Source organism: Saltatorellus ferox, from assembly GCA_007751475.1.
In the GTDB taxonomy this organism is placed as follows: Bacteria; Planctomycetota; UBA1135; order UBA1135.
On sequence record CP036434.1, the window covers coordinates 4,772,103 to 4,797,796 of the forward strand.

Annotated in this window: 14 protein-coding genes and 1 pseudogene; 6 read left to right on the plus strand and 9 right to left on the minus strand. The window is 65.6% G+C overall.

Annotation, left to right across the window (positions count from 1 at the left end):
- Nucleotides 1-2: 2 nt before the first annotated feature.
- Nucleotides 3-2,858, plus strand: coding sequence for a protein kinase domain-containing protein (locus tag Poly30_RS17105; RefSeq protein WP_145199787.1), 2,856 nt, complete (start codon nucleotides 3-5; stop codon nucleotides 2,856-2,858).
- Between the two features lie 244 nt (nucleotides 2,859-3,102).
- On the opposite strand, the pseudogene Poly30_RS17110 reads toward Poly30_RS17105, so the two are convergent.
- The 5 genes and pseudogenes from Poly30_RS17110 to Poly30_RS17130 form a co-directional block, all read right to left on the minus strand.
- Nucleotides 3,103-3,261 (minus strand): annotated as a pseudogene (locus Poly30_RS17110) (heavy-metal-associated domain-containing protein); the annotation flags it as partial.
- Between the two features lie 203 nt (nucleotides 3,262-3,464).
- Entirely contained in the window at nucleotides 3,465-4,790 is a 1,326-nt protein-coding gene (locus Poly30_RS17115; RefSeq protein WP_145199790.1) for a nickel-dependent lactate racemase family protein, read from the minus strand.
- 396 nt (nucleotides 4,791-5,186) lie between these two features.
- Nucleotides 5,187-5,621 carry a DUF2383 domain-containing protein gene (locus tag Poly30_RS17120; protein ID WP_145199793.1) on the minus strand — a complete coding sequence of 145 codons (435 nt, stop codon included), beginning with the start codon at nucleotides 5,619-5,621 and terminating at the stop codon, nucleotides 5,187-5,189.
- 160 nt (nucleotides 5,622-5,781) lie between these two features.
- Entirely contained in the window at nucleotides 5,782-7,911 is a 2,130-nt protein-coding gene (locus Poly30_RS17125; protein ID WP_145199796.1) for a catalase, read from the minus strand.
- Between the two features lie 251 nt (nucleotides 7,912-8,162).
- The gene (locus tag Poly30_RS17130; RefSeq protein ID WP_145199799.1) at nucleotides 8,163-8,651 is read right to left on the minus strand and encodes a YciE/YciF ferroxidase family protein; all 489 of its coding nucleotides are present in this window, start codon (nucleotides 8,649-8,651) and stop codon (nucleotides 8,163-8,165) included.
- 834 nt (nucleotides 8,652-9,485) lie between these two features.
- Between Poly30_RS17130 and Poly30_RS17135 the strand changes: the two genes are divergently transcribed.
- The 3 genes from Poly30_RS17135 to Poly30_RS17145 all read left to right on the plus strand — a co-directional run bounded on the left by Poly30_RS17135 (nucleotide 9,486) and on the right by Poly30_RS17145 (nucleotide 15,501).
- Nucleotides 9,486-11,180 carry a hypothetical protein gene (locus Poly30_RS17135; RefSeq protein WP_145199802.1) on the plus strand — a complete coding sequence of 565 codons (1,695 nt, stop codon included), beginning with the start codon at nucleotides 9,486-9,488 and terminating at the stop codon, nucleotides 11,178-11,180.
- Nucleotides 11,181-11,372: 192 nt separating this feature from the next.
- Nucleotides 11,373-12,776 (plus strand): hypothetical protein, encoded by a 1,404-nt coding sequence (locus tag Poly30_RS17140; protein ID WP_145199805.1) that lies wholly within the window; start codon nucleotides 11,373-11,375, stop codon nucleotides 12,774-12,776.
- Between the two features lie 931 nt (nucleotides 12,777-13,707).
- Nucleotides 13,708-15,501: a hypothetical protein gene (locus Poly30_RS17145; RefSeq protein WP_145199808.1), complete on the plus strand. Its 1,794-nt coding sequence runs from the start codon at nucleotides 13,708-13,710 to the stop codon at nucleotides 15,499-15,501.
- Nucleotides 15,502-15,958: 457 nt separating this feature from the next.
- Here the strand turns inward: Poly30_RS17145 and Poly30_RS17150 are convergent, their stop codons facing one another.
- Both Poly30_RS17150 and Poly30_RS28600 read right to left on the minus strand, forming a co-directional pair.
- Complete coding sequence (locus Poly30_RS17150) at nucleotides 15,959-16,255, minus strand: hypothetical protein (protein WP_145199812.1); 297 nt, start codon at nucleotides 16,253-16,255, stop codon at nucleotides 15,959-15,961.
- Nucleotides 16,256-16,287: 32 nt separating this feature from the next.
- Complete coding sequence (locus Poly30_RS28600) at nucleotides 16,288-16,422, minus strand: hypothetical protein (RefSeq protein WP_419190298.1); 135 nt, start codon at nucleotides 16,420-16,422, stop codon at nucleotides 16,288-16,290.
- Nucleotides 16,423-17,309: 887 nt separating this feature from the next.
- On the opposite strand from Poly30_RS28600, the gene Poly30_RS17155 reads away from it, so the two are divergent.
- On the plus strand, nucleotides 17,310-19,490 hold the full coding sequence (locus Poly30_RS17155; protein ID WP_419190299.1) for a serine hydrolase: 2,181 nt from the start codon (nucleotides 17,310-17,312) through the stop codon (nucleotides 19,488-19,490).
- A gap of 57 nt (nucleotides 19,491-19,547) precedes the next feature.
- Here Poly30_RS17155 and Poly30_RS17160 read toward each other — a convergent pair whose 3' ends face one another.
- Nucleotides 19,548-20,147: an RNA polymerase sigma factor gene (locus tag Poly30_RS17160; RefSeq protein ID WP_419190300.1), complete on the minus strand. Its 600-nt coding sequence runs from the start codon at nucleotides 20,145-20,147 to the stop codon at nucleotides 19,548-19,550.
- Nucleotides 20,148-20,208: 61 nt separating this feature from the next.
- On the opposite strand from Poly30_RS17160, the gene Poly30_RS17165 reads away from it, so the two are divergent.
- Nucleotides 20,209-23,115, plus strand: coding sequence for a serine/threonine-protein kinase (locus tag Poly30_RS17165; protein WP_419190301.1), 2,907 nt, complete (start codon nucleotides 20,209-20,211; stop codon nucleotides 23,113-23,115).
- A gap of 984 nt (nucleotides 23,116-24,099) precedes the next feature.
- Here the strand turns inward: Poly30_RS17165 and Poly30_RS17175 are convergent.
- Nucleotides 24,100-25,299 carry a DUF6985 domain-containing protein gene (locus Poly30_RS17175; protein WP_145199824.1) on the minus strand — a complete coding sequence of 400 codons (1,200 nt, stop codon included), beginning with the start codon at nucleotides 25,297-25,299 and terminating at the stop codon, nucleotides 24,100-24,102.
- Between the last annotated feature and the right edge of the window lie 395 nt (nucleotides 25,300-25,694).

The window sequence follows — 25,694 nt, forward strand, 5'->3', positions numbered from 1 at the left end:
CCATGGACGAGCAACAGCACGAGCGTCTCAGCGCTCTCTTCGTAGAAGCGAGCGCCCTGAAAGACGACGAGCGCGAGGCGTTCCTGCAGCGGAGCGCCGGTGAGGATGAGGAGCTACTCGCTGCGCTCCGCCGCCTGCTCGCGCACGACGGTGATCCGACGGGCGCCATCGACCGCCCGGTGGTCCTTGCGCTGAACCAGGCCGTGAGCGCCGCCATGGACACGGCCGCCGATACCGAGGGCGAAGTGCCAGCGATCCCTTTGCCGGAGCGCATCGGCGCCTATCGAATCGTGGGGCTCCTGGGCCGCGGCGGCATGGGCGTCGTCTACCTGGCCGAGCAGGACACGCCCCACCGCCGCGTTGCGCTGAAGGTGCTGCGCCCGGACGTCGTGACGCCCGACATGCTCCGCCGCTTCGAGCACGAAACCCACGTGCTGGCGCGCCTCAATCACCCCGGCATCGCGCAGATCTACGAGGCAGGTACCGCCATGACCGGCGCGGGAGAGCAGCCCTTCCTCGCCATGGAACTCGTTCCAGGCGTCTCGGTCACCAGCTACGTCGAGGAGCATCGCCTGAACATCGACGCGCGCCTCAAGCTCGTGGCCGCCATCGCCGATGCCGTTCACCATGCCCACCAGCGAGGCGTGGTGCACCGTGACCTCAAGCCCGCCAACGTGCTCGTCGATCAGGCCGGGCACCCCAAAGTCCTGGACTTCGGAGTCGCCACGACCCTCGACGCAAGCAGCCACGTCTCGACGATGCACACGAGCATCGGCGAGGTCGTCGGCACGCTCTCCTACATGAGCCCGGAGCAGGTGAACGGCCGCTCCAGCGAAGTGGACGCGCGCTCCGACGTCTACGCGCTTGGCGTGCTCGCGCACGAGCTCCTGGTGGGCGTGCCGCCCTTCGACCTGCGCGGCAAGCTGATCCACGAGGCCGCGCGTATCGTCACGGAGGACGAGCCTTCGACGCTTGGAGCGCGAAACGCGGCGCTGCGCGGTGACGTCGAATGGATCGTCGGCAAGGCGCTCGAGAAAGAGCCCTTCAGGCGCTACGCCTCGGCGGATGCCTTCGCCTCGGATGTGCGGCGGCATCTGGCGCATGAACCGGTCACCGCGCGGGCTCCCGGCGTGCTGTATCAGGCGGGCAAGTTTGCGCGGCGCCACCGCGCATTCGTGGGCGGTCTCGTCGCGACGCTTCTGGCACTCGTCGCGGGCCTGATCGTCAGCACCCGTCTCTACTTCGAGTCAGTTCGTCGCGGCGAAGAGCTGCTCCGAGCGCTCGCCAAGGAGAAGGCCGCTCTGGAGGAGTCCGAATCCGTCACCACGTTCATGAGCGACGTGCTGGAAGCCGCGTCGCCCGAAAGAGAGGACAGCGAGCTCACCGTGCGAGAGCTCCTGGACCGGGCAGCGCCAGGTATCGAACAAGACTTCGCAGGCTCGGCCCGGGTGGCAGCGCGCCTGCACGCCACGGTGGCGACCTCCTACGAGGCGCTCGGAGTCCTCGAAACCGCGCTCTACCATGCGGATCGCGCGTTCGCCCTGATGGCGACAGGCGAAGAGTTCAGTACGGGGCAGATCGGAAGGGTGCGGCAGCTCCACGGAGGCCTCCTGACGAGGGCAGGTCGGTTCGACGAGGCTGACGTCACCCTGAAGGCCGGGCTGGAGGTCGAGGAGGATCCCGAGCAGCGTGCGCGCTTTTTGGTTGCGCTGGCACGCACGGAGAAGGGCCGCGGGCAGATGAACGACGCCATGGCGTACCTGGACGAGGCCATGGAGATCGTTCGCCGCCACGATCTCGACGAAGCCTCGGAGATGCAGGTCCGCAGCCAGCTCGCCATCGTGCAGGCTCGAATGGGCAGGCTCACCGAGGCCCGCGACCATTTCGAGGACATCCTCCACTTCAACGTCACGAAGTGGGGCAGCGACCATCCCATCGCGCTGGAGTCCCGCCACAATCTCGCGACCGCACTCTCCATGCTCGGCGAGCACGAGCGCGTGCTGGACCTCGACCTCGAGATCCTGGCCTCGCGCAGACGCAGGCTAGGCGACGATCATCCCTCCACGATCACGACGATTCACTCGATCGGGGAAGGCCTTGCGCAGATGGAGCGCTTTGACGAGGCTCTCCCCTACCTGAAGGATGCCGTCGATGCCCGGAAGGCCGCGCTTGGCGCGACTCACCTGGAAACGCTGGTCTCGATCGGCGGACTGGCGCGCTGCCTTGGTCATCTCGGCCGGCACGCCGAGGCGCGGGCGCTCTACGACGACGCCCTGGAGACCGCTATCGGATCCATTGGCGAAGCCCACTGGGTGACCGTGATGCTGCTGGACAACAGCGGCGCCACACTGGCGGCCCTCGGAGAATTCGACGAGGCGGTCGATCGCCACCGGCGCGCCGCCGAGACAGCCAAGCTCAGCCTCGGTCCCGTGAACCGGATGACGCTGATTGCGCTGACGCAGCTGGGCAGCACGCTGGACGAAGCGCTCCGGCCTGCGGACGCAATCGAAGTCTGCGAGGAGGCGCTCGCCATGGCGGCCGAGCCGGCGGTCAAAGGGCAGGTCTCCATGGCCAGCACCACGGAGCGATTGATGCAGCTGTACCTGAAGGCCAATCCGGAGTCTCTGCGCGATTTCGAGCGCGCGGCAGAGCTGGGCGAAGCGCTCAAAGCTCGGTCCGAGCTCAACCCGCCAGGCTGGGTGCTGCTCGCCAACGCCTACGCCGAGCTCAACCGCCTGCCCGAAGCGATCGAGGCGGCCGAGCGGGCGACCGAGACGTACGCGACAGACCATGTCGACCGACCCGGCGTCTTGGCGTACATCGAAAGACTCCGCTCCATTCAGTCCAAGTCGCGCTGACTGTTCCTGAAGACGGCGGGCCTTCCCGCCTATTCCCGCCTACGACGAGGTGGTCGCGGCGGCGCACAGGATCGTCGAAGAACTGCCACACGATGCGCGCCTGGCTCTCCTCGAGCGTGAACCGAGCAGGCCATCAAGACCGGCAGGCTGGCGGCGGCCTGGGCAGGAGGGTTGAAGGAGGTACAACCGGCGCACCCTCTCAGGACCTGATTGGCCGAGGGCGAGCGGCGGAGCGGTAGCAGGACTACTCCCCAACGACGGCCCCGTACCCTGCGTTGACCAGCGCGGCGATCAACTCAGCGGGAGTGGTATCCGCCGCGTCGTAGTCGACCACCAGGCGGCCCGTCTGGAAGTTGAGCTCGCTCCCCTCCACACCCCTCACACGCTCCAGAGCTCGGTCAACACGGACCGAGCACCAGAGGCCTCAGTGAAGTCCATCGACCTCCAGGACGATGCGCGCCGGCTTCTCCGGCGGCGCCTCGTATCGCGATAGACCCAACGCGGTCGCCAGCGCCGCGGCCACTGCCATTGTGATCCAGAACGGACGGCTGGCGCGTGACTGGGCTTGGTACCCGCGCTTCCTGCGCTCAACTGAGTATGGGTGGTTCACTTCAAGAGCAGGGGGTACGCAGCCGCGTCGCGGCTGTGACCGGGCGCGAAGGGGATCACATACGGCCCCTCCGGGATCACGGCGATCATGGGGTCGCCCTGGCGTGCGATGCTGTCCGATATCGCCGTCTCGAGCGAGTCCGCCAGCGTCACTCCGGTCAAGGCGCGCTCTTTCTCGGACAGCCCGGTACTATAGAGCGTGATCCGCGCGCGTGATTGTGGCCGCGTCTGCATCTGGGTTTGCCATTCGTCGATCGACGCGTGGCTCTTGGCGGCAATCGCATCGAGGAACGCGTCCATGCCGCCCGCGATATAGCGCCGCTGGGCCTCGGCGAACTCTGGCGATCCCAGGCCCTCGGAGCACTCCGAGGCGATGATCAAGTCGCCTCCCTCCTCGAGGATATCGAGCGGCCCCACCATGCCCTTGATCGTCTGATAGTAGGTCGCATCCAGTGGATACCCGGCTGCGCTGGTGAGCACGGTTCGAAAGCGGCGCGGGAGCCGGACCTCCGCGTAGTCCCGGACAAACTCCACCGCCAGCAGATGGCTCTCGATGATCTCTCCGAAGCTCACGAAGGCGAGGCGACGGCGATCGTCGATCACCGTGTTCAGAGCGAGCGCGCCACCTAGCATCTTGACGATGGCGATCAGCTCCTCGTGGAGCGGGTTGCCCTCCAGCCGGCAATTCGTCGCTGCTGGGTCGGACATGAACCGGTGATTGTGGAAGGTGGTGATCGTTTCGGCGTGGGCGATCCCCGGTGCGATCACCTTGCGGCCGCCGGAGTAGCCCGCCATCAGGTGCGGCTCCACGAGGCCCGTCGCTATGCGTACGTCTGCCTCGACGAAGCGTCGATCGAGGCGGACCACGGTCCCGCGCGGCGTGGTGCCCACTCGCACATGGCCCGCGTCGTCGCGAGCGAAGTGATTCACGACCGACACCTGATCCAGCACCCAGGGGTCACCGATGAGCTCGGCGAGTTCATCTCCTTCGTTGGGCCGGTGCAGGCCGGTCGCCACGAGCACGGTGATGCCTTGGCGTGGAACTCCCGCGCCGAGGAGGCGTTCGATCAACGGACGCAGGAACAGGCCGTTAGGGACAGGACGGGTGATGTCACAGACGAGAATGCAGGCGGTCTTCGCTGCACTCGCCAGCGCTTCCATCCCGGGCGCACCGACGGGGCGATCGAGGGCGCCCTCGATCAGCGCGACGGGATCCTCGGGGATCGGCATGCTCGGCTTCTCGACGAGCGTCGGCTGGCAGCCTTCTGGAAGGGTGATGCGGAGGGGCTGACGGCCGTAGAGGAGTTGAACTTCAGCTGGCATGGATGAGCGCCGGGATAATCGAGGACGTGCAGGTGGCCTCTAGACCACTGAGCTGTCGCCTGGTCGTCGGGTGAGACCCTCCCACCCTGCCAGAATGAGGTCGTCGCGGTGGAACGGTGCCACTGATGGCTGCCGCTGGCCATCCATACCCGGAGAATCCCCCGAAGACACAGCTTCAGGGGAGGCCCCTCTTCGCCCCACGCCACGCACTGGGATCCACCGGTGCTTTGGCCGCCGTGCATCTTCTTGCCCGAACGCGCCGGGAGGCAGAAGGCAGGCGCCCTACGCGAGTTCATCCGCGCGGCAAGCGCTCTTGAAGGTGTTCGAAGCTCTCTTCGGCGACCACCCGTTGCGCCAGCACGGCCCCGAGGCACGCCATGCGTCGTGAACGCCGAGTCAGACGATCTCGTCGAGTCGGCTGATGGCGTCGTGGGTCCTCAACTGGGCCGGCAACAACCTGGTCGCCACCATCTCGCGCGCAGCGGTTCCAAGGTCCGTGAGGTCTCGCTCATAGTCCTTCAGGCCGTGCTCCTCGCCTTGCTTCAACGCGGCGACCGCGGCCGACGTCCCGAATACCTTCGCGCCGCCCTCCACCGCCTTGGCGAAAGCACCCCAGACACCGCTGCCGTCCGAGGGCTGGCCACCCAATCCGGTGATTTCCTGGCGGAGAAGCTGAACGCGCTCGGCGTGGTCATCGCGACAACCCGTGAGCGTGGCGATGATCGCCACGTCGTCCGCGCTCTCGATTGCCTGGTCGAAGGTCTCCACGGCTGAAATCTCGCCGCGTAGAAATGAGTTGAGCTGTTCGATGTCCTGTGCGGTCGTGGTCATGACTGTCGAGGCGACTGGCCCCGCTGGGTGGTGGAGGAAAAACTGGACGTGGAAGTGAGCGCAGCGCTTTGGAGACGCTGTCGGTCATGCGCTCCACCACAAGGAATGCGTCTCACCCCCACGTCAACAGTGCCTTAATTTCGGTTTAGCCGATCCAGGATCACCGGACGGCTGGCTCCCGGTCCCAGCAACGATGCTGGCTCGCCTCCTCGACGAACGTCTTCACCGCCTTGTTCGACAGCTCGACCAGGCCGTCGTCCTCGGCGGCAAACCGCTCAATATTGGCTCGCTCGAGGATCGTGACGATCTCCGGCGTGTAACCGATGACCTTGAGATGCGCGAAGGCGTCGCGAACCCAGTCCACCGAAGCGGAGAGCGATAGAAGTTCTTCGACCTCGTCCGGTCCCGGGATCAGCACCACGGCATCGAAGACAGCGGACGGAGCGCCCGCGAGGAAGTGGTCGACCTCGAGGCTCGTGCCGTCATCGAGCGCCACAGGAGCGGGGCGCACGGCGACCGTCGCGAGCTGGCCCCCGGCCGCCTTCACGGCCTTTTTGAGGGCCCTGAAGAGCCGTGAGGGCGCTCCGTCGGTCACGAGCACGCCTACCTTTTTCCCGCCGAGATCACCCTTGACCGCTCGGTACTGCGATAGGGCCGGTGACGGCTCTATATCCCTGGGCTCCACCGCCGGCCTGGCGGGCCTGATCTTCCCCTCGAGGCCGAGCTTCTCCGCAACCGACTTCGCGAGGTCCGGGTCCACCACCATGAGGTGCCCGACCATGCGCTCGCGAATCTCCTGCCTCTGCACCTTTCCGAGCTCGAAGGAGAAGCCGCCGATGATGTGACGTTGCTCGGGTTCGGTCATCGAATGCCAGAATTGACGCGCCTGGGTGTAGTGATCCGCGAAGCTTTCCGGACGAATGCGAAGCTTCTGGCCGAACTCTTCCGCGGGGTAGCTCTGGAAGCCGCGCTTGGGGTCCTCGCGAGGTCCGCCGTCGTCGAGACTGTTGGGCTCATAGGCGACTCGAGTGGCCTGGGCCCCCGTCTGCATGTGCCCGTCTCGCTGGAAGTTGCCGACCGGACACCGCGGCTTGTTGACCGGGATCTGGTGAAAGTTAGGGCTTCCCAGGCGCGAAAGCTGGGTGTCCAGGTAGGAGAAGAGACGACCCTGGAGGAGGGGATCGTTGGAGAGATCGATGCCAGGAACCACGTGCGATGGGCAGAAGGCGACCTGCTCCGTCTCGGCAAAGAAGTTGTCGACGTTCCGATTCAGCACCATCTTGCCGAGCGGCCGCAGCGGCACGAGTTCTTCGGGTACCAGCTTGGTGGGATCCAGCACATCGAAGTCGAAGGCGTCAGCCTCTTCCTCGCTGAACGCCTGCACCGACAGCTCCCACTCCGGGTAATCGCCGTCCTCGATCGCATTCCAGAGATCGCGGCGATGGAAGTCCGGATCGGCGCCTGCGATTGCCAGAGCCTCGTCCCAGATCAGGGAGACGGCGCCCAGCTTGGGGCGCCAGTGGAACTTCACGAACGTGGACTTCCCGGACTTGTTGATGAGGCGGAACGTGTGCACGCCGAAGCCGTCCATCATCCGGAACGACCTTGGAATGGCGCGGTCGCTCATCACCCACATCAGCATGTTCACCGATTCGGGGGTAAGCGAAACGAAGTCCCAGAAGCTGTCGTGGGCTGACTGGGCCTGTGGGAAGCCGCGATCGGGTGCAGGCTTCACCGAGTGGATCAGGTCCGGGAACTTGATCGCGTCCTGGATGAAGAAGACGGGGATGTTGTTTCCGACGAGATCGTAGTTGCCTTCGGTCGTGTAAAACTTGACGGCAAAGCCTCGCACGTCGCGCGCGGTGTCGGGGGATCCCTTGCTCCCCGCGACCGTCGAGAAGCGAACGAATACATCCGTCTTCACGCCAGGCTGCAAGAAGGCTGCCTTGGTCAGCGGCGCATTTTTTCCGTAGGCCTCGAAGTACCCGTGCGCCGCGTAGCCGCGAGCGTGCACCGCACGCTCCGGAATGCGCTCATGGTCGAAGTGCGTGATCTTCTCACGCATGAAGGAGTCTTCGATCAACTGCGGCCCGCGGGGCCCTACCGTCAGGGTGTTCTGATGGTCGGCGATGGGTACGCCTTGGTTCGATGTGAGGACTTCACCCGTGGTGGTCTGGTGGGGCTCACCGCCCTCGCCCACTTGCATCTTGGCCGCGGCCTGTCGGCCCGTGCTCCGGGACTTCTTGCTTCTTGCGTTCTCGCGGGTGTTCTTCTTGGGTGCGTTCGCCATGATCGAGGTGCTGTTCTCCGGGAAGTGACCTACTCGCGCCCCGCCCCGAACGTTCGAGGGCAGGAGCCGGTAGAGCTTCACTCTTCCCTTGGAGTTCAGAGAAACCTAAAAACGGCGTGGACTGTGGAAGCAGACGTCGCGGGAGCAGCCTGCGGTCGGTGCCCTGCTGCTTCGTCCGCGAGCCAAATCTCTCCTCGCAACGCGATCACCCGCCTACCGACCTTCCGTCAGGTAGGCGGGTCGGGATCGGATCAGGCGACCGCTGCGTCCTTGTTGATCGAGGAGGCGAGCTTGGTCAACTTCTTGTCGGTCGACTCCTCTTCGTCGAGGATCGCGCCGATCAACTTCTTGACGTCGGTCAGATCGAGCACCTCCGCCCACTGACACATGGTCCCGTAGGTGGCGATCTCGTAGTGCTCGACCTTCTGCGCGGCGGCGATCAGGAGAGCGTCCCGAACGCAGCCTGCGTCGTTCTCTTCGATGATTTCTTCACCTTCTTCGATGAGGCCCTTGATGGCCTCGCAGGTCTTGGCCCTCGGCTTCAGGTCCAGAAGCCCGAACACCTTCTCGAGCTGCTCGACCTGTGTGATGGTCTCTTTCGCATGGCCCTCGAAGGCTGCGGTCAGTTCATCGTTCTCTGCGGCTTTTGCCATCTTGGGAATGGCCTTGGTGAGCTGTTTCTCAGCGAAGTAGATGTCTCGGAGGAGGTCAACGAATGCGGAATGAAGATTCTGTGCCATGCGCGCAGCTCAGCTCCGCCCACTAAAACCTGGCTCCGAGCCGGATGAAATCCAGGTCACCCTGCCACTTCATCGGCGGGTCACTGGAAAATGACCGACAGACCCTTGGTGCCATTCGAGCTGCTCATGCCGCCCAGGCCGTCACGGAACCAGACCTGAGAGTCTCAGGTGTCGCCGGGCATCGCGGCCACGATGCCGGCGCCAACAAGATCTCTCTCGCCCTGGAACTGCTGAGCGAGCAAGGTGAGAATCAGGGGCTCCGCGGTCACGGCGGCTGCTCCCGTCGCTGTGGCGATACAGGAGGACGAAGCCGCGTCGTTGCGACTCGTCACAGCCCTGGCCCTGGAGGTCCCCGAAGATCGGGAGGCCGGCCGTCGGGACCTCACCATGGAGCATGGCCGGATCCTCCTCGCCGCCAAAACTGCCGAAGAAGTATCGCTCCAACCACACCGACCCCCGCGGAGACGAATCGACGCCATGACGAGCACAACGCTCGCCCTCGGGATCGCCGTTCTCGCGCTGACGGACGCTGCGAAGAGCGCGACCGACCAGAGCTCTTGGCGGCCATGGACGGCGACCAGATCGCCCCCAATCCGTAGCCGCGTCCAGGCCGGCGCGAAGGGCGGCTTAAGGAGCACGAAGAGGGGCCGGTCAGGAATCCCCATCGACTGCCCCAATATGAGCACAGTCCCTATACGAACTTCGTTTAGGCAAAATGCGGGAAGATCCGGGAGGGGCCGCCTTGGCGCTCTGCGCCACAGCCCAATAAGCTACAGGCCTACGGTGCTCCCCCAGGTGAGCGCTTCGCCATTTTTCCCTCCTGACTCCTTCCTCATGAAGTCTGCAAATCGCTTCCTCTTCACCTCTCTCACGCTCGCAATGAGCGGTGTCGCCTTCGGCCAGGCCGATGAGTGCGTCAACGCAACCGACCTCGGTACGGGCCCCGCCACGGCTCCGTTCGACACGAACTTCGCTGTCGACACGATGGCTCCCGCCACGACGAGCCCCGGCAGCGCCTGCTTCCTTTCCGACGACGTCTGGTTCAAGTACACCGCTTCGGCCGACGGCACCGCAACGTTCAGCACGTGCGGCTCAGCGCTCGACACCGAGATCGGCGTCTACGAAGGATCTGACTGCTCAACGTTCACGAACCTCGGCTGCAACGACGACTCCTGCGGCCTCCAGAGCGAAGTGACGGTCCCCGTCACCATGGGCAACGTTTACCACGTTCAGATCGGCCACTGGAACACCACGTCGGGGACCTACGGCGCCGGAATGGTCACGATCACCGAGACCCCGAGCGGCGGCGGACCGACGAACGACACCTGCTTGAGCCCGGACACGGCGACTGTGGGCACGATCACGTACGACAACACGATGGCCACGAGCTCTGGCTTCAACGGTGGTGGCAGCTGCTCTACCGGCGCGAACTCGAACAACCAGGACCTGTTCTATACGTTCACCCCTGCTGACGGCGGCACGTACCAGATCGACACCCAAGGTTCGACCTTCGACACGAAGCTCTCGGTCCACGACGGATCTGACTGCATGGCGACCTGCCTCGCGTACGACGACGATGGCGGCTCTGGCCTCCAGAGCCTCATCACCCTCGAGCTGAATGCAGGACAGACCGTCCTCATCCAGGCCGGTGCCTTCAGCAGCAACAGCGGCATGGGCATGCTCAACATCGCCCAGACCGGTACGTTCTGCGACACCCCGGATGGCCTCGAAAGCAACACGGACTGCGCGACTGCAGCCCCGCTCGTCGACGGAACCTACACGGGCCTGAACGTTTCGGATGCGGACCAGGACTACTACGCGGTCACCCTTGCGGACGGCGCGACGCTTGACGCCTCGATCCTCTTCCTGAACGCGAACGCTGACATCGACCTTTACCTTTGGGATCCGGCCGTCGGTTGCGACACCAACGTCGTCGGCACCGGTGGTCCCTGGCTCGTCCGCGGGTTCTCCGCGACGGACGACGAGACGATCTCGTACACGAACATGACCGGCGCCACCCAGTGCCTCATCATGGAAGTGGACGTCTTCTCGACCGGCGACTGCAACCGCTACGACCTCGTGCTTTCCGGTACCGGTGACGGTGGCGTCGGTGCGAAGTACTGCCTGGCCAACCCGAACTCGACGGGCGTCCCGGCTTCGCTGAGCGGCTCCGGTAGCGCCGATCTCATCGCCAACGACCTCGTTCTCACGACGACGGACCTCCCGGCCAACGCCTTCGGATTCGTCATCGCGAGCCTCGACCGCGGCTTCGTGCCGCTCGCTGGCATGGGCGCTGGCAACCTCTGCCTCGGCGGCGACATCGGTCGCGGCGTCGGCGGCCAGATCTACAACAGCGGTGCAACGGGCACGATCACCGCGAACGTCGACTGGACCGCTCTCCCCACGCCGACCGGCACGGTGGCTGCAATCTCCGGTGACACCTGGAACTTCCAGACCTGGTCGCGTGACTCCGTGATGGGCATCGCCACGAGCAACCTGTCGAACGGTCTCGCCGTTACGGTTCAGTAGTCTCTATAGGCAAGTGACGCGGCGGAGCAGATCCGGCGCATCTAGTTGCCCTGAATCAGAGCACTGGCCCTGAGGCGCCGGCCGATCTCGTGAGAGATCGGCCGGCGCTTTTCATGGGTGAGTTTGCCCGCGTGGTGGGCCATGAGGACAAGAGAGGGATACACTCCGAGAGGGCCTCCCCACCTCGCACCGATGACCAAAGCTCCCGTACTCATTCTCGCCGCGGCAGTCCTGGGTGGCAGCCTTGCATTCCTGGCCTGGAAGTCGAAGCGCGACATGCTCGCAGAAGACACCGCAGGAACCCCGGATACCATTTCGTTGGCCGAGTCCGGCGGAGAACGTGCGCCAGGTCAAGCCCATCCTGAGACCGAAGACCCGCACCTCGCGGGGATCGACCCCATCCCCCCGAAGCGCACCGGTTCGATGGGCGGCATGGCGAAGAGCTGGGAGATCATCCCGATGAACCAGTCGGGCCAGCTCCTGAAGGATGCATCGGTCCGCGCGGCCTTGACCGGCGAGAGCCAGCAGGAAGAGCTGACCGGGACCGGGCGCATCAGATGGACGGATGTAACGTCCGGAGTCTGGACGGTTACCGTCGAGGCCGAGGGCCTTCCGATCTGGAACAAGACGCTGACGCTTTACGAGGAGGACGTCGCGCGGACGACCGCGCGCCTGGGCGACGGCATTCACGTCGAGGGGACGATCGTCGACCTGGACGGTAAGCCGGTGAGCGCCGTGCTCGCGTACCTGCTTCCGTTCGGCACCAATCACCCGCGTCGTGAGGACATGGTTCGAGAGAACGGTGAGGCGAATGGCAAGCTGATCCCGAACAACGGCGCCATCGCGTTCAAGACCGGTGCGAAGGGCCAGTTCAAGGCGGTCTTGCCCAAGGCCGGGAAGTGGCGGGTCTCCGTCGGCCCCCCGGGAGCGGCCCGCTGGACGCAGCCGAGTGGCACGGACCTCGTGAACGGTGGGCCGGAGACCGTCATCGTCACGATTCCCGCCGCCTCGACGCTGCGGCTCTCCTTCGGAGAGAACCTGGAGGAGCTTCCATCCGAAGTGATGGTCTACGCATTCGATCCTTCAGGCGGAGGCCAAGCCGCCGGAAGGAGGTTCGATGGCTCGGGCCGGTCGGGCAAGGACTCCGAAGATGAGTCGAACAAGCCACTCACCGAAGAGGCCTTCGAGGCTCTCCCTCTGGCCGAGCGGCAAGCGATCAAGGATCGGATCGTCCGCGGCGAACTCCAGGGCATCGAGGACTGGCAGCCCGCCGCGGAAGCTCCTTCCACGCCGGAATCCCCGATGGACGCAGGCTGGCGTGCCATCCGCTCGTCTCGTCCCAGTCCGATGGGCCAAGTTCTGATCAAGGGACTTCCGACCGATCAAGACCTCCGCTTCCTGTTCGTGCGAGGGAGCGAGCGGATCGCCACGCCCGGCGCCCATCGACTCAAGGAAGGCATCGAGACGGTGGGGGTCGTCACCCTGCCGCCGGCGGGCACGGCTCCGCCCCAGGGCACCGACTTACGCGCACACCTCAGGATGGAGTCGATCGAAACCGGCGCCGCTGCCAGGAAAGTAGGCGTCGTCTGGGAGTAGAGGCATGGGGCTTTGCGGTGCGCCAAGCTCGCCCGATCTCACCCTTTCCGAACGGCAATTCCGATTCGCTTCGCCCCCACCTGCGGCCAACCTCCTCCCTGAGAGTGCTGGCTGATCCCACCATCAGCGATTGTCCGATGGCCCGCGCGCCGCTCTGCCGCGGCGCCCCCCTTCCTGAAGGCCAGCCGCATCTGAGTCGGCACGGCCGGGGAGGCAACCGGTATTCGGACCTCGGACTCAAGCGGTGGTGAGCGGCTCGGCCCTCGCTGTGCCTGCCGCCCTCGGCGCCGTCCGAACCACCGGGCGCGGCACCACCTGTTCACCCAGCGTGACCGCCAAAGCCTGCACCCCTAGCTACGTAGGCGGATGCGCACAGGAATGCGGCGCGAGCGCCGCGAATCACCGCCCAGGTAGAGGAATCGCCAGGGCAGTCTGCGCCACCTGTGTCCCGCCGCAGGAGGAAGATTTCCAGAGAGGCGATGAGCGAGTCGATGCCTCTTCAGCGCCCGAATCCTGGCAGCGCTCGCGAATCCGCATTCTCTGGCGCAGACTCCTCGCCTGAATCAATCATCCAACTGCGTCGCCAGTGCGCCCAAACGGCGTCAGGGCAAGAAAGTCGACCGAATGAAGCGGAGGCGGGCCCGTAGGCCCGGTGAGCATCCACGACAGGAGCCCGCGAAGAGCGCGGAGGCCGCAGGCCAACGTCTGACGCCGCCACGGCGCCGTTGGGGCGCGCTGGCGGTTTCATCTCGCGAATCATGCAGGCGAGTTGCTGCGGGGCAGGTGGTCGGCTGGGATCCGATCCAGCGCACGCGCCGATCTTTTCCAGAATCAAGGGCTCTACACATGAACAGGAGCGGGGTACCGTACAGGCAGAGTGCTTGGCGTCTTCCCGCCACGCGCTGGCCCTATTCACAAGGCTTTCCCGACCATGCTCAGCTCCATTCCGCCACTTCAGCGCGCGGCTCTCGCGGCTCTTTCTCTTTCGTTGCTCGCTAGCAGCCTGCAGGCTTCCGCGGCGGGCCAGACGATCCTCCGCGTCAACGGCTCGCTGACCACCGGTGCCAACGACGGCACGACCTGGCCCAACGCCTTCCGCGGCCCCCATGCCCTCAACGCGGCGCTCGCCGCCGCAGGCTCCCTCCCCGGCTCCAGCTCCACCAAGGTGTTCGTGGCCGAGGGCACCTACACTCCATCCGACACGCTGGACCGCTCGGCTTCCTTCGTGATCTCCGGGACAGTCTTGCTCTTCGGCGGCTTTCGCGGCGATGAACCCACCGAGTTCTTCCGCCCCGCGCGCGGATTCGCGCCCACGATCCTGTCCGGCGACCTCCAGCAGGACGACACCCAGCCATTCACGAACCGCGACGACAACGCTTACCACGTGGTGCGGGTCACGGACACGGGCTGGGGAACCCTCGACGGCTTCACGGTCCGTGGTGGACACGCGGACGATCCAGCCGCCCCGATCGGCCTTTCCGGCGGGGGCCTTTTCTGCGAGGGCCGCTGCGCGGTCGTCGACTGCCTCTTCGAGGACAACTTCGCCTCGCTCACCGGCGGCGCGATCTACTCGAGAATCGCGCCCTTGCAGGTGATGGACTCTGACTTCCTCGGCAACCAGGCAGGCGATCTAACCCCGACGCCATCGCCGGTCGGCGGCGGTGCCGTGTACTTCGCGGGACCCGCCAGCTTGACCTACGACATGGTGATCGCGGGCTGCCGCTTCGAGCTGAATCGCACCGCAGGCGACGGAGCCGCGCTGTACCTGGGCCCAAGCGGCCACGTGGTCAACTCGATCTTCTTTCGGAACTTCGGTGCGTCAGGCTCGGCGATCTGGCTTCAAGACTCCTCCGGGCAGGAGCCCAGGATCATGGCGTCCACGGTGACGCGCAACTCGACCGGAGCTCTGAGCGGCTTTGCGATCGACGGGTCGCCCGCCTCCGGCGTACTCGCCGTGAGCCAGTCGATCCTCTGGGGGAACATCTCCACGCCCGTGGGCCAGAGCAGTCTCAACCCCCTCTTCCTCGCCGAGAACTCGATCATCGAAGGCGGAGGCCAGGGCACGGGCATCCACGACGTGGATCCGCTCTTCGTCGACTTGATGCAAGGAGACCTCGCCCTCGCGGCAGGCTCCCCCGCCCTCGACGCTGCGAACGATTCGCTGCTGCCCCAGATCTTTCGCCGCGCGGACGCCCAGTCCCGCCGCAGAGCCGTGGATGACCCCGGGGCGGCCAACACAGGCACCGGCGGTGCATTCATGGACTTCGGCGCTCTGGAGCGCTCCACCGCCATCAGCGGCGTGACCCGGACGTGCTTTCCTGCTGCGAACTCCACCGGCGATCACAGCAAGGTGGACGCCTTCGGCTCTCCGTCGGTCGCGCAGAACGCGCTGACCCTGACCGCCGTGGACCTGCCCACCGGAGCCTTTGGCTACTTCATCGTCAGCCGCACCACAGGCTTCGTGGTCAATCCCGGCGGCGGCCCGGGGAACCTCTGTATCGTCGGAAACATCGGACGCTTGATCGGCCCCGGACAGGTCCAGAACAGCGGCCTCTCCGGAGTCATCTCTACCTCCATGGACCTCACGGCCATCCCGACGACCACGGGCTTCCTCCCAGGAGAGCCAGGGGACACCTGGCACTTCCAGGCCTGGCACCGAGACCTGACGACGGGTGGGCCGACCTCGTTCTTCACCGATGCGGCCTTCGTGACGCTCATTCCCTAGCCTGCGCCACAGAAGGCGGTTTCGCGAGTGCTGTCAGGAAAGGACGCGCGGCCGCGGCCTCGGATGCCGATGAACTCGCAGCCATGGAGCGAGATGCGCGTGTCCAGCTGGGACTGACTCGATGCTCTCGCGCTCATCGCGCCGACGAAACTGCCGTGTTTTTTGGCTCTTCAGCAGAATCTCTGGGCCTGAAACGCTCCCGTCCTGCGGCGAACAAGAAGCTCTGCGCCCGGAGTTGAATCCCCTGGACTCCGGAACTCCTGCCAATGCAACCAAAGAAGCGGAGGAGGCAGGAGGATCGAGGGGGCGCGGCGCCCCTGTGAGGGATGGGGGGATGAAAGTACGCGAGCTTGGGCCTGGCCTCCGCCTTGAGTGACGGAGGCAAGAGGTCGAGTCGCGGAGGCGAAGAGTGGGAGTCGCGAAGCCGTTCCGCCACGGGTCGCCACGGAGGCGCGAGCTACGCCTGGAGAACCCCAGTGACACGCGGGAGGTCATGGATCGTGAGCAGCCCCTTGCCCCCACCCTTCGTCCAGCCGACTCGCAGGAGCCAGCTCTCCGCCTCCACGCTCACGCAATCGACCTTGGACGCCCCCCGCCGTTCCACAAACCCGCCAAAGGACATCGCGCTCGAACAAGGATCCAGAATCCCCAACCCGAGCCCGTGGTGCACATCGTTCCTGAGCACGTACTTCAAAACGTTCCGCATCTGCGTCGGCGACGCGACCACCTCCAGATGGAAGCGCTCTGCAAACACGCTCCCTTGCCTCACCCGCCCCCAAAGCCGGTTCAGCCCCAGAGCCGGTTCAGTCCCAACCCGGTATTCAAACTCGCCATCCCCTTCGAAAGGTCAGCTGAGTTCTCCGCCTCCACGACCAGGTGCACGTCGTTGCTCATCACCGAGAACTCCACGATCCAATCCATCAACCCCAAATGCCCTCCAAACTACACTTTAAAGCCCAAACGCGGCACTCTAGCCAAATTTCCCATCCGCCCTAAAACAGTATACTCGGCAGACCTTTCCCACCGGCCAACTCGCACTCCGCGCCCCCGAACCTCCCACTCTTGCCTCCCCGTCACAAGGCGTGGGCCAGGGCCAAGCTCGCCCCCTCCCACCTATCCATCCCTCCCAAGGCCGCCGCGCCTCCCAAGCTCCCGCTCCTCCCGCTTCCTTGGTTGCCTCGGTAGCAGCCCAGCAGCCCAGCAGCCCAGCGAACTCCCCCCCCAAGAGCCCGAAGCCCGAAGCCCGCAACAGTCACGTGAATGCGGCACATCCGTCCCACAGATTCCTCCAAGGACCCTGATGTCTGACGAATCGACAGCAGCGGAAAGCGGCGTGGCGTGGTGGTCTGGCAAGTTGCTGAGGAACATGTCCACCGCTCCCCCCGCGGTTCCATCGCCGTTGCCAGTGGAAGTACAGCAGTGGAGCTCCATCTCTGCCGTGCCAGGGCTTACGGCTGTCTGCATGGCACCGGTGGAGTGAATCCCACTGACGAGCGTGGGGTTCTGGTCGAACGTTGTCGCGAAAAGAACGAGCCCCGAACGAGCTGTCATCCCGCGTCCCCCCGTGGGAGGCGGTCATCCCGCGAGCAGGTCGCCGGAGCTCCCCCCCCCGGGCAAATCGAATGATCTCCTCGCCGCCGCCCCCATCCGCGGACTCCGACGAGGGGAGCCGTCCCCCGACCTGCGCTGGCGCCATGGGTTTCTTGAAGATCGACCGTGACGCTGGATCTCGGATGGAGATGGGCGCAGCGGGCAGGCATGACGCCCGCCCCTTGCCCACATCTTGGCCCACCACCCGACCCAACACCATGGTCCCCCACCTTCGATTCCCCGTCCTGAGAGGTCTTTTCGGCCTCTGCTTCGCGCTCTTCCTGGCGCCCCGCGCCCTGGCCCAGGCCCAGACAGACCTCACCACGCCGACCGCGTGGTGGTACCAGACGAGCGCCACCCCCCAGGAGGTCAGCCAGCGCGTCACCCTCGGATACCGCATCGTCGATCTCGAGGTCATCGATGAGAGCCCCCTGACCTTCGCCGCATCCTTCGTGCACAACTCCGGAGCCTACGCCAAGGGCTGGTCCTGGTACTACGACCAGACCTCGCTCGGCGTCAGTCTTCTGCTGTCACAGAACAACTCCCGGGCCATCGACATCGAGCCCTATGAGACGGCCAACGGCCTGCGCTACGCGGTCGTCATGATCGCCAACACCGGCGCCGACTTCTCCCCCAGCCAGGGCTGGCAGACGGGCTATACGGGCGCCGACGTCGGCGCATGGATCAACTCCAACCCGACCCGGCGGATCATCGACATCCAGCCGTACGTCGTGGGAGGAGCCCAGCGCTACGCCTTCATCTGGCTCTCGAACACAGGTGTCCACCATTCCCCCTGGTGGATTCTGATCAACGCCACGACCGCGGACATCTCCGACGTGATCCAAAACCAGCAGGCGCGAATCATCGACCTGGAGAGGCATGCCGGAGGCCGTTACAGCGCCGTTTTCACGCCGGCGGACGGCAAGGCCTGGTACTACCTCTACCAGATCTCCGGGAGTGAGGTGGCGCGGCTGTCCGAGCAGCTGGCGAGCCGAATCATCGACATCGAGCGCAGCACCTCGGGCCTCCTCGTGCGCTACGACGTCGTCCTCCGCCAGAACGACAATGATCTGGCCGTCGCCACGAACGTGGCGATGCGCGACGGACTTTCACTGGACGTCACCAGCGGCTTCCTGCTCCGAGAGCTTGACTCCACTCCAGCCACGCTGGCCGGCGTGAACGAGAGCCGAAGCTTCGAGCCTGCTAGTCTGATGAAGACTGCCCACCACTTCACGGCCATGCGCCGGGTGGCCCTGGGCGCGGACTCTCTGGGTGCCGCGGTGACCGAGAACGCCGGATTGAACGGGAGCTGTCCGACGGGCTCCAACCCGGTCACCCGCACCCTCTCCGCCGTGCTCAGGGACATGATGGAGGTCAGCTCCAACACGGCCACCGAGGCCATTCGCGCCCGGTACGGCACGAGCATGATCGAGAGCACCTGCGCAGCGTTCGGAGCCACGGGGGTCGCGTTGAATCACACGCTCGGCTGCCTCTGCGGCATGACGCGCAACGAGATCCGCCTGGACGATCTCTCGGCGCTCCATCTGGCGGTGGCGAACGGCATCCTTGGCACCCAAAGAGCCACGTTCTATGACCTCATGAGCAACGGCACGAACTTCGGAATGGGCGTGCACAACACGTCGACCACATTGGCCCAGGAACTCGCCGCCTCCTCGCTCAACACCGTGGAAAGGCAGGCCTTCAGCGCAGGCATTCTGCTGGCCCACAAGGGCGGCTCCTACGCCTGCTACAGCCCCGGCCACGTCGAGGAGCATCGCAGCCGCGGCGCCTACGTGCGCCTGCCGTTCCGCAGCGGGTGCAACACGGTCTACCGCGAGTACTTCATCGGCGCGTGGGTCAACGATGCCGTGACGGGAATCAGCGCCGACAACGCCACCGGGGCGGGGATCGAATCCCTCTTCCGCAGCGTCGTCCGCGAGGCCATCGACTCCTGGGAATCGGCCCTCTGTATCCCGACCGCCGAGTACTGCACGGCCGCTCCCAACTCCACGGGCAACGTCGGGATCTGCTCGATCACCGGCAGCACGTACATCGTCCAGGACAACCTCACCCTGCGCGCGTCCAACCTCCCCACGATGTCCTTCGGGTACCTTCTCGTGAGCACCACGTCCGGCTTCAGCCCGGGCGCAGGAGGAAGCGCTGGCAACCTCTGCCTCGGCGGATCCATCGGTCGCTACAGCAATTTCGTCGCCAGCACGGGAACCACAGGTACGCTCGCGCGGCCCTTCGACCAGGACGGCATCCCGACGCCGTCCGGCGTCCCTGGCTCGGTCCAGGCAGGGGACACGCTCTACTTCCAGTGGTGGCACCGGGATTCTTCGCCGACGGGATCGCCTTCGTCGAACTTCACCCGCGGAGTGCGCGTGACGTTCATCTGAACCACCTCGATCGAGCGCCGGACATCCCTCTCGGCCATGCCCAGCGGCGCGCAGCACTCACTCCCTCGCCCTCATTTCGATGGCGAGGGCCGTGAGCGCCCGGTGCAGCAGCATCCGAACCGAAGCCTCCGAGCGGTTCATTCGCTCGGCGACTTCGGCCCGTGGAAGGCCTTCCACGCGCGAAAGTCGGATGACCTGGCTGTACTCCGACGAGAGGGCCTGCATCGCTGCCTCGATGCGCGCCATCTCTTCGTGGATGGCGGCGTCCTGGCTCGGGGTTCGATCGGTGGTGAAGCGCGCGTCGGCGGCTTCGTCGTCCGTGTCCGCTCTCGGCTGCCCGTCGCGCCGACGAAGATCGCGCCTGTCCGCCGTGACGAATCGGCGGCGGCTCGCCATCTTCCGCAGCGCCGTGGTAAACAGCCAGCGCCGGAAGGCGCCCTCGCCTGTGTGCTGGAAGGCTTCGGAGTGTTCCAGGATCTCCCGGCACACCGACTGCACCAGATCTGATCCTGACTCGTGGCGCCTCAGGAGCACGCCCGCGCGCCGCTCCACGTAGGCCCGAAGCTCCGGGAGATGCCTCTCCAGCAAGCGCTCCAGCGCGAGACGGTCCCCGCCGGCCGCCGCCCTGGTCAGGGCTTCGATCGGTTCCGATTCCACCCTTTCACTGTACGACTCAAGCCCCGGAACGCGAGATGTCCAGGCTACGATGATGAGCCGAATGAGCCAGAACGACCCCAGCGCAGCGCCCGTGGACGACCTGCTCTTCCGCTACCTGGAGGAGAGCGGCGAGAAACCGGCGGACGCCGTGCTCGAGGAACTCTGCGCGGAGTCGCCCTCCCTCGCCGGAGAGCTCCGCGCCCTGGTGGGCATCCTGAACGACACCGGCTTGGCCGAACCAGGAGCCGGGCAGGAGACCCTCGGCCCCTATCGGCTGCTGCGGCGCCTGGGTGCGGGCGGCATGGGCGTCGTGTACCTGGCCGCGCACGCGGACGACGGACGGCATGTGGCTCTGAAGATCGTTCGACCTGAGCAGCTCTTCTTCGAGCCCGCGCGCGAACGATTCCGGCGCGAGATCGACGCTGTGGCTCGACTCTCCCACGCCGGAATCGCGGCCATTCACGATGGTGGTGAATCCCGAGGAGTCCCCTACTTCGCCCAGGAGTACGTCGAAGGCGCTTCGCTCGAGATCATTCTCCAGTCGCTCCTCGATCGCGAGGCATCGCGGCTCACGGGGGCGGACATGGCGCTCGCCTTGGAGCGCGCGCTCTGGAAGACCCAGACGGTAGCCTCTGGTCCGGGAACGTTTTTCGCCGGAGGATGGGCCGAGGTCTGTGCGCGCATAGGTCTCGCCGCCGCGGATGCCCTCGAACACGCCCATTCCCGGGGGATCCTCCACCGGGACATCAAACCCTCGAACCTGCTCCTGACCCCCGGAGGCCGCGTGGTGCTCGTGGACTTCGGGCTCGCCGCCCTCGCCGACGGAGCGCGGCTCACGCGAACCGGCTCGATCCTTGGTTCCATGCCCTACCTGGCGCCGGAGCTCATCGATGGTGGGAAGGCGACGGTGGCCTCCGACGTGTATTCCCTCGGGGTGACGCTCTACGAACTCGCCGCGCTGAGCCTCCCCTTCGTGGCCCAGCATCCCGATGAGCTGCGTCGTCAGATCCTCCTGGGTGACCCCGTGCGTCCCAGGCGACGCAATGCGGAGATTCCCCGGGATCTGGAGACCATCATCGGCGGTGCACTCGAAGGGCGTCCTGGCCACCGTTACCCGTCCGCTGCGGCGTTCTCCTCGGACCTGCAGGCCTTCCTCTCTGCGCGTCGCATCTCCATGAAGCCTCCGGGCCTGTGGCGCCGTTCGGTCAAGGTCGCGAGGAAGCACCCTACCGCTTCCAGCATCGGCGTGGCTCTTGCCACCCTGCTCACGGCGGGCCCGCTGGCCTACGGGCTCATCCAGGCCCGGAACGTGCGCGCCGTCGAGTCGCTCAATCGCCAGCTGAGCGAGGCGGTCGTAGGTCAAGGTCAGGCGCTAGAGTCTGCCGACAGACACTTCACCCTGGCGATCGACGCCGTCCACCATCTTCTGGAGCAGTTCTCGGACAGCGCCCTCGATGAGTTTCCGGCCCTGGCCCCCCTGCGCCTCGCGGCGATCGAACGCGCCCTGGAAACGTTCAAGACGCTTGGAGTGGAGAGGGGCGAGGACGCCGGCCTCATCCGCGAGACGGCGCTCGCAACCCGAGCTCGCGGCGATGCGCTGTATGACCTGAGTCGTCTGGAGGAATCCCTCGCGGCCCAACGACACCACGTGGAGCTTCTCGAGAGGCTCATGGAGAAAGGTCCCCTGGAATGGAAGGAGAACGCGGACCTCTGGTTCGAGATGGGTGTCGGTCACGCCCGCGTGGGCCGAACGTTGGCTCAGTTGCGCCGCCCCCTGGACGCCACGGTCGAGCACCGCAGGGCGATGGACGCGACTTGCAATGCCATCGCACTCGCGCCCGCCAACCCTGACCCCCGGCTGGCTTTGGTCTCCCACCAGACGAACCTTGCCATGAGCCAATCAGATGCTGCGCTGTTCGACGAAGCGCGCGCGACGGGCGATGAGTGCATCCAGGCCGCAAAAGCGCTTCGCTGCGAATTCCCCGGGGATGCGAGGGCGTTCGAGGTCCTCGCGCGTGCGCTCCGTCAGCGCTACAGCCCTCCCCTCGTCGAGGCGAGCAGCGAATCGCGACTGCCGGCGCTGGAACGTGCGCGCACCGCTCTCCGTGCAGCGCTTGCCATGGCGCCACGGGATCGAGAGGTCCAGAACGACCTCAACCGGGTCGACTTCATGGCGGCCCAGGTCCACGTCGCCAACGGCCGACTCCTGGAGGCGCGCTCGATACTGGAAGCGTGCCGCGTGGAGGCCGAAGCGCTGGCCCATCAGTTCCCAGCTTTCGACCATTACACCGGCGATGTACTCGACATCTGTGGACTCCTGGCCCATGTGGCGCGACTGCAGGGCGAATGGGAGCTGGCACGTAGCGCGATGCGAGAGGTGGCTGACGCGAGCGACGATCTCGCCCTGCGTTCACCCGACAACCTGCCAAGCGCCAGCGACGCCCGCTCGGCCCACGTCAACCTGGCCAACGTCTACATCAACTCTCCGGATCTCGGGCAGGAACGATTCGAGCTGGCCCTGGGATCCCTCGACCGGGCCAGCGAGTGGCACGAGCTCCTTCTCTCGCGCGTGGCGGACGAGGTCGATGGACCACAGGCCGCGTTCCAGATCACTTACAACAAAGTCGTCGTCGAGGGTCAACTCGGCCGATGGGCAGAGGCGGAGTCCCTCGCCAGGACGCTCTCGACGATGTCCACACGCGATCCCTTTGATCAGCGGCTGATCGCCGACGCGTGGTGCGAGGTTCGAATCGCCATGGAGCGTGCCGCGACGGATTTCGATGCGGATGGGAGCCTCGTCCAACGTCGCGACCAGGCCCAGGAGAACGCCCTGCTCTGGATCGAATCTGCGGTGGCTGCCGGCTACTCGGACCGCGACGAACTCGGCTCGACGCCAGCCCTCGACTTCCTGCGAGACCACGCTCGATTCATCGCGCTCCTCGCGAGTATTCCGGTGGAGGCCCGATAAGCCCCGTCAGCTGCGGGTCAGACCCCAGGTCAACGAGCGATCTTCTCCGACCTCGGCCAGCCGAGCGCTCGCATTCGGGTCAGGACACCGCACGCGACCGTAGCCTCCGCCCAGTCGTTCCGTCCAAGGTTCGGCAACGCAGCTACGGAGCGAAACAGGCGAAGCCAATGCGACGAACTTTTGATTGGGGGCACGTGCGCGAGTAGCGTCCATACCAGGAGCGTGTCGATCACGAACTTGGACCGGAAGAACGTGTTCTCTAGCCAGCCCTGGCGATGATCCCCCGACTCCTTCTTCCACCACCGGCGTCCGAACTCCTTCACTGGCCTGACCGTCCTGTTGCGCTCCTTGCACCCGCGGCGTCGTGCAGATTGGCTCGCGCTGCTGATTGGCGGCACAACGACCTCTGCGCCGCGGGCTTCGGCAGACTCATGGATTGGCCCTGTGTCGCGGGCGGCGTCGGCTCTCACCGTACGGACAGGGCAGGGCACATCTTCGATGATCGCGACACCTGTGGCCCCATCACCCACCGTGCTATCGGTCAAGACCTGCGCCACGCTCTCGCCCGTGGCGTCGGCGAGGCGTCCATGCGGTTTCGATCGCCAGATCGGAGAACTTGGCCTGCGGACGTCGGCGCCCGATTGGCCGGGCTGCCCATGCATCGACAGCGCCCGGTGGGAGCCGATCTTCAAGGACGCCATGACCACAGGGGCAGCGATCGACCGGCTCGTTCACCACTGTGTCCTCTTGGAGATGACCGGGACGAGCCTTTGGAGCGCAGGCGCGACGGCTGCGGCGGAGCCCGTCGATCACGCTCAGGGGGCTACCGCGATCAACGACAACCCATGGCCAGGTGTAGTGGTCGCTCATGGGGCTTTGTGAATGACGCTGGACACTCCATCGCGGTCCTTGCGTCGCCGAGACTCAAGAGGGTGGCGGGGAGGCACCCCAGTGTCCCGTGGGCCCACCGTCCAGGAACTCCATTCACTTTCGACCCTCTCCCTCCGCCACTTCGAACTCGCCGAGCCAGCCCCCGGGGTCGGAGGTCGCCACGAGCTCGCCGTTCCTGACGACAAGGCTGCAGCCGTGTTCTTCTTCCCACGGCGGGTAGAAGTCGATCTGAAAGAGGTCGTGGGATCCACCGTTCAGCACCTCGCCCAGGTAGATCCTTCCCTTGCCCGCTGCGCGCAGGGCGTCTTCGGGATTGCGGATGCCGAAGTAGTCCTCGTTGCTCTGGCTTCCCGCTCCATAGTCGGTGACCTCGAAGCACATCTTGCAGTGCTCCCAGAGGAGTTCGCCTGCCCGCGGGTGGTCCTTGGAGGAGAGCGCCCCCAATGCGCGGACCAGACTCAGCGTCCCGGGCCCGAAGGCGTAGCTGTCGTCAAACTCTGTCTCGAGCGTGACCTTGATCTCGTCGGGCAAGAATGCGGTCTTCAGGACCATCGAGCGGGAACCGTCCGTGCTTTGGCCCAGCGCTTCGTCCAGCTGCTCGAGCGTGAGCGAGTCGAGTTCGATGGGCGTGAGGTCGAGCACCGCTGGCTCCATCGGCTCCACGGGCTCTGGCAGGTTCTGGCTGAGGATCTCGCGGTAGCGATAAGTGATCGACTCGATCTTCTTTGGATCCATCTCGTCGAAGGCCGACCACGCCTTCTCTGCCTGGCGGCGCACGTCCTCGTCCGCGATCGCTCCGCGCTTCCAGGTCAAGGACTCAACGAGCCCTTCGCCAATGGACTCGTAGAGTTCTCGCAGGGACCAGTCGAACTCCAGTACGAGCCGGGAGAACACGTGCTGGCCCGACGAGGGAGGGATGAAGATATAGACGAACTGCCCCGACTCCGGCCGCCAACTCGTCGGCTCCAATCGAACCAGCGCCCTTCGCGCGCCAGCGCTCCGCGATTCGGACTCCACTCGCAAAGGGGCGATCGCCGCCTCGCCCGATTCGTAGCGTTGCCACACCTCATCAAGCAGCGCCTCCCTCACGGTCTCCGCGTCGTCGCCCCGGGGATCGTCGATTCGCTCCTCGGCGGTGAAGCCGACGAAGAAGTTCACCTCGGCGAAAGATGCCTCGCCCGCGGCGCGATCCATGCGCTCCAGCCGCAGGAGCTGCCCATGGATCAGTCGTTTCTCGAACAGCGTGGGGACGTCGATGGAGTAGAGCCCTGTTTCAATGCGCTGGATGTCCACGCCGGAAGTATGCCCTGGATGGGTAGGACTTCCAAGCGGGGTGTCGACACGCCAGTCGCCGTAGCCTGGACTCCGATTCTTCGCCTTTCCCATCCTCACCGGCCACGCGGGGGCGTCCGAGCGGCCAGCGGTCTCTTCTTCCAGCCGAGCCCGATGGCCCGCGCGCCGCTCTTCCGCAGCTTTCTACTTCCCACCGTTCAGCCGCCCCTTGAAGTAGCCAAGGCCGAGGCGGCATCGGTATTCGAACCTCGGCCTCTCCCGGTGGAGAACGGCTCGGCCCTGGCTCTTCCGAGCGGATGTACCTCTGACTCTTAGGCGACTCCAAAGGCTCCATCGAGGCGTCTTCTTCAGAGGCACCTGCCGCCTTTGGCTCCTTCCGAACCACCGGACGCGGC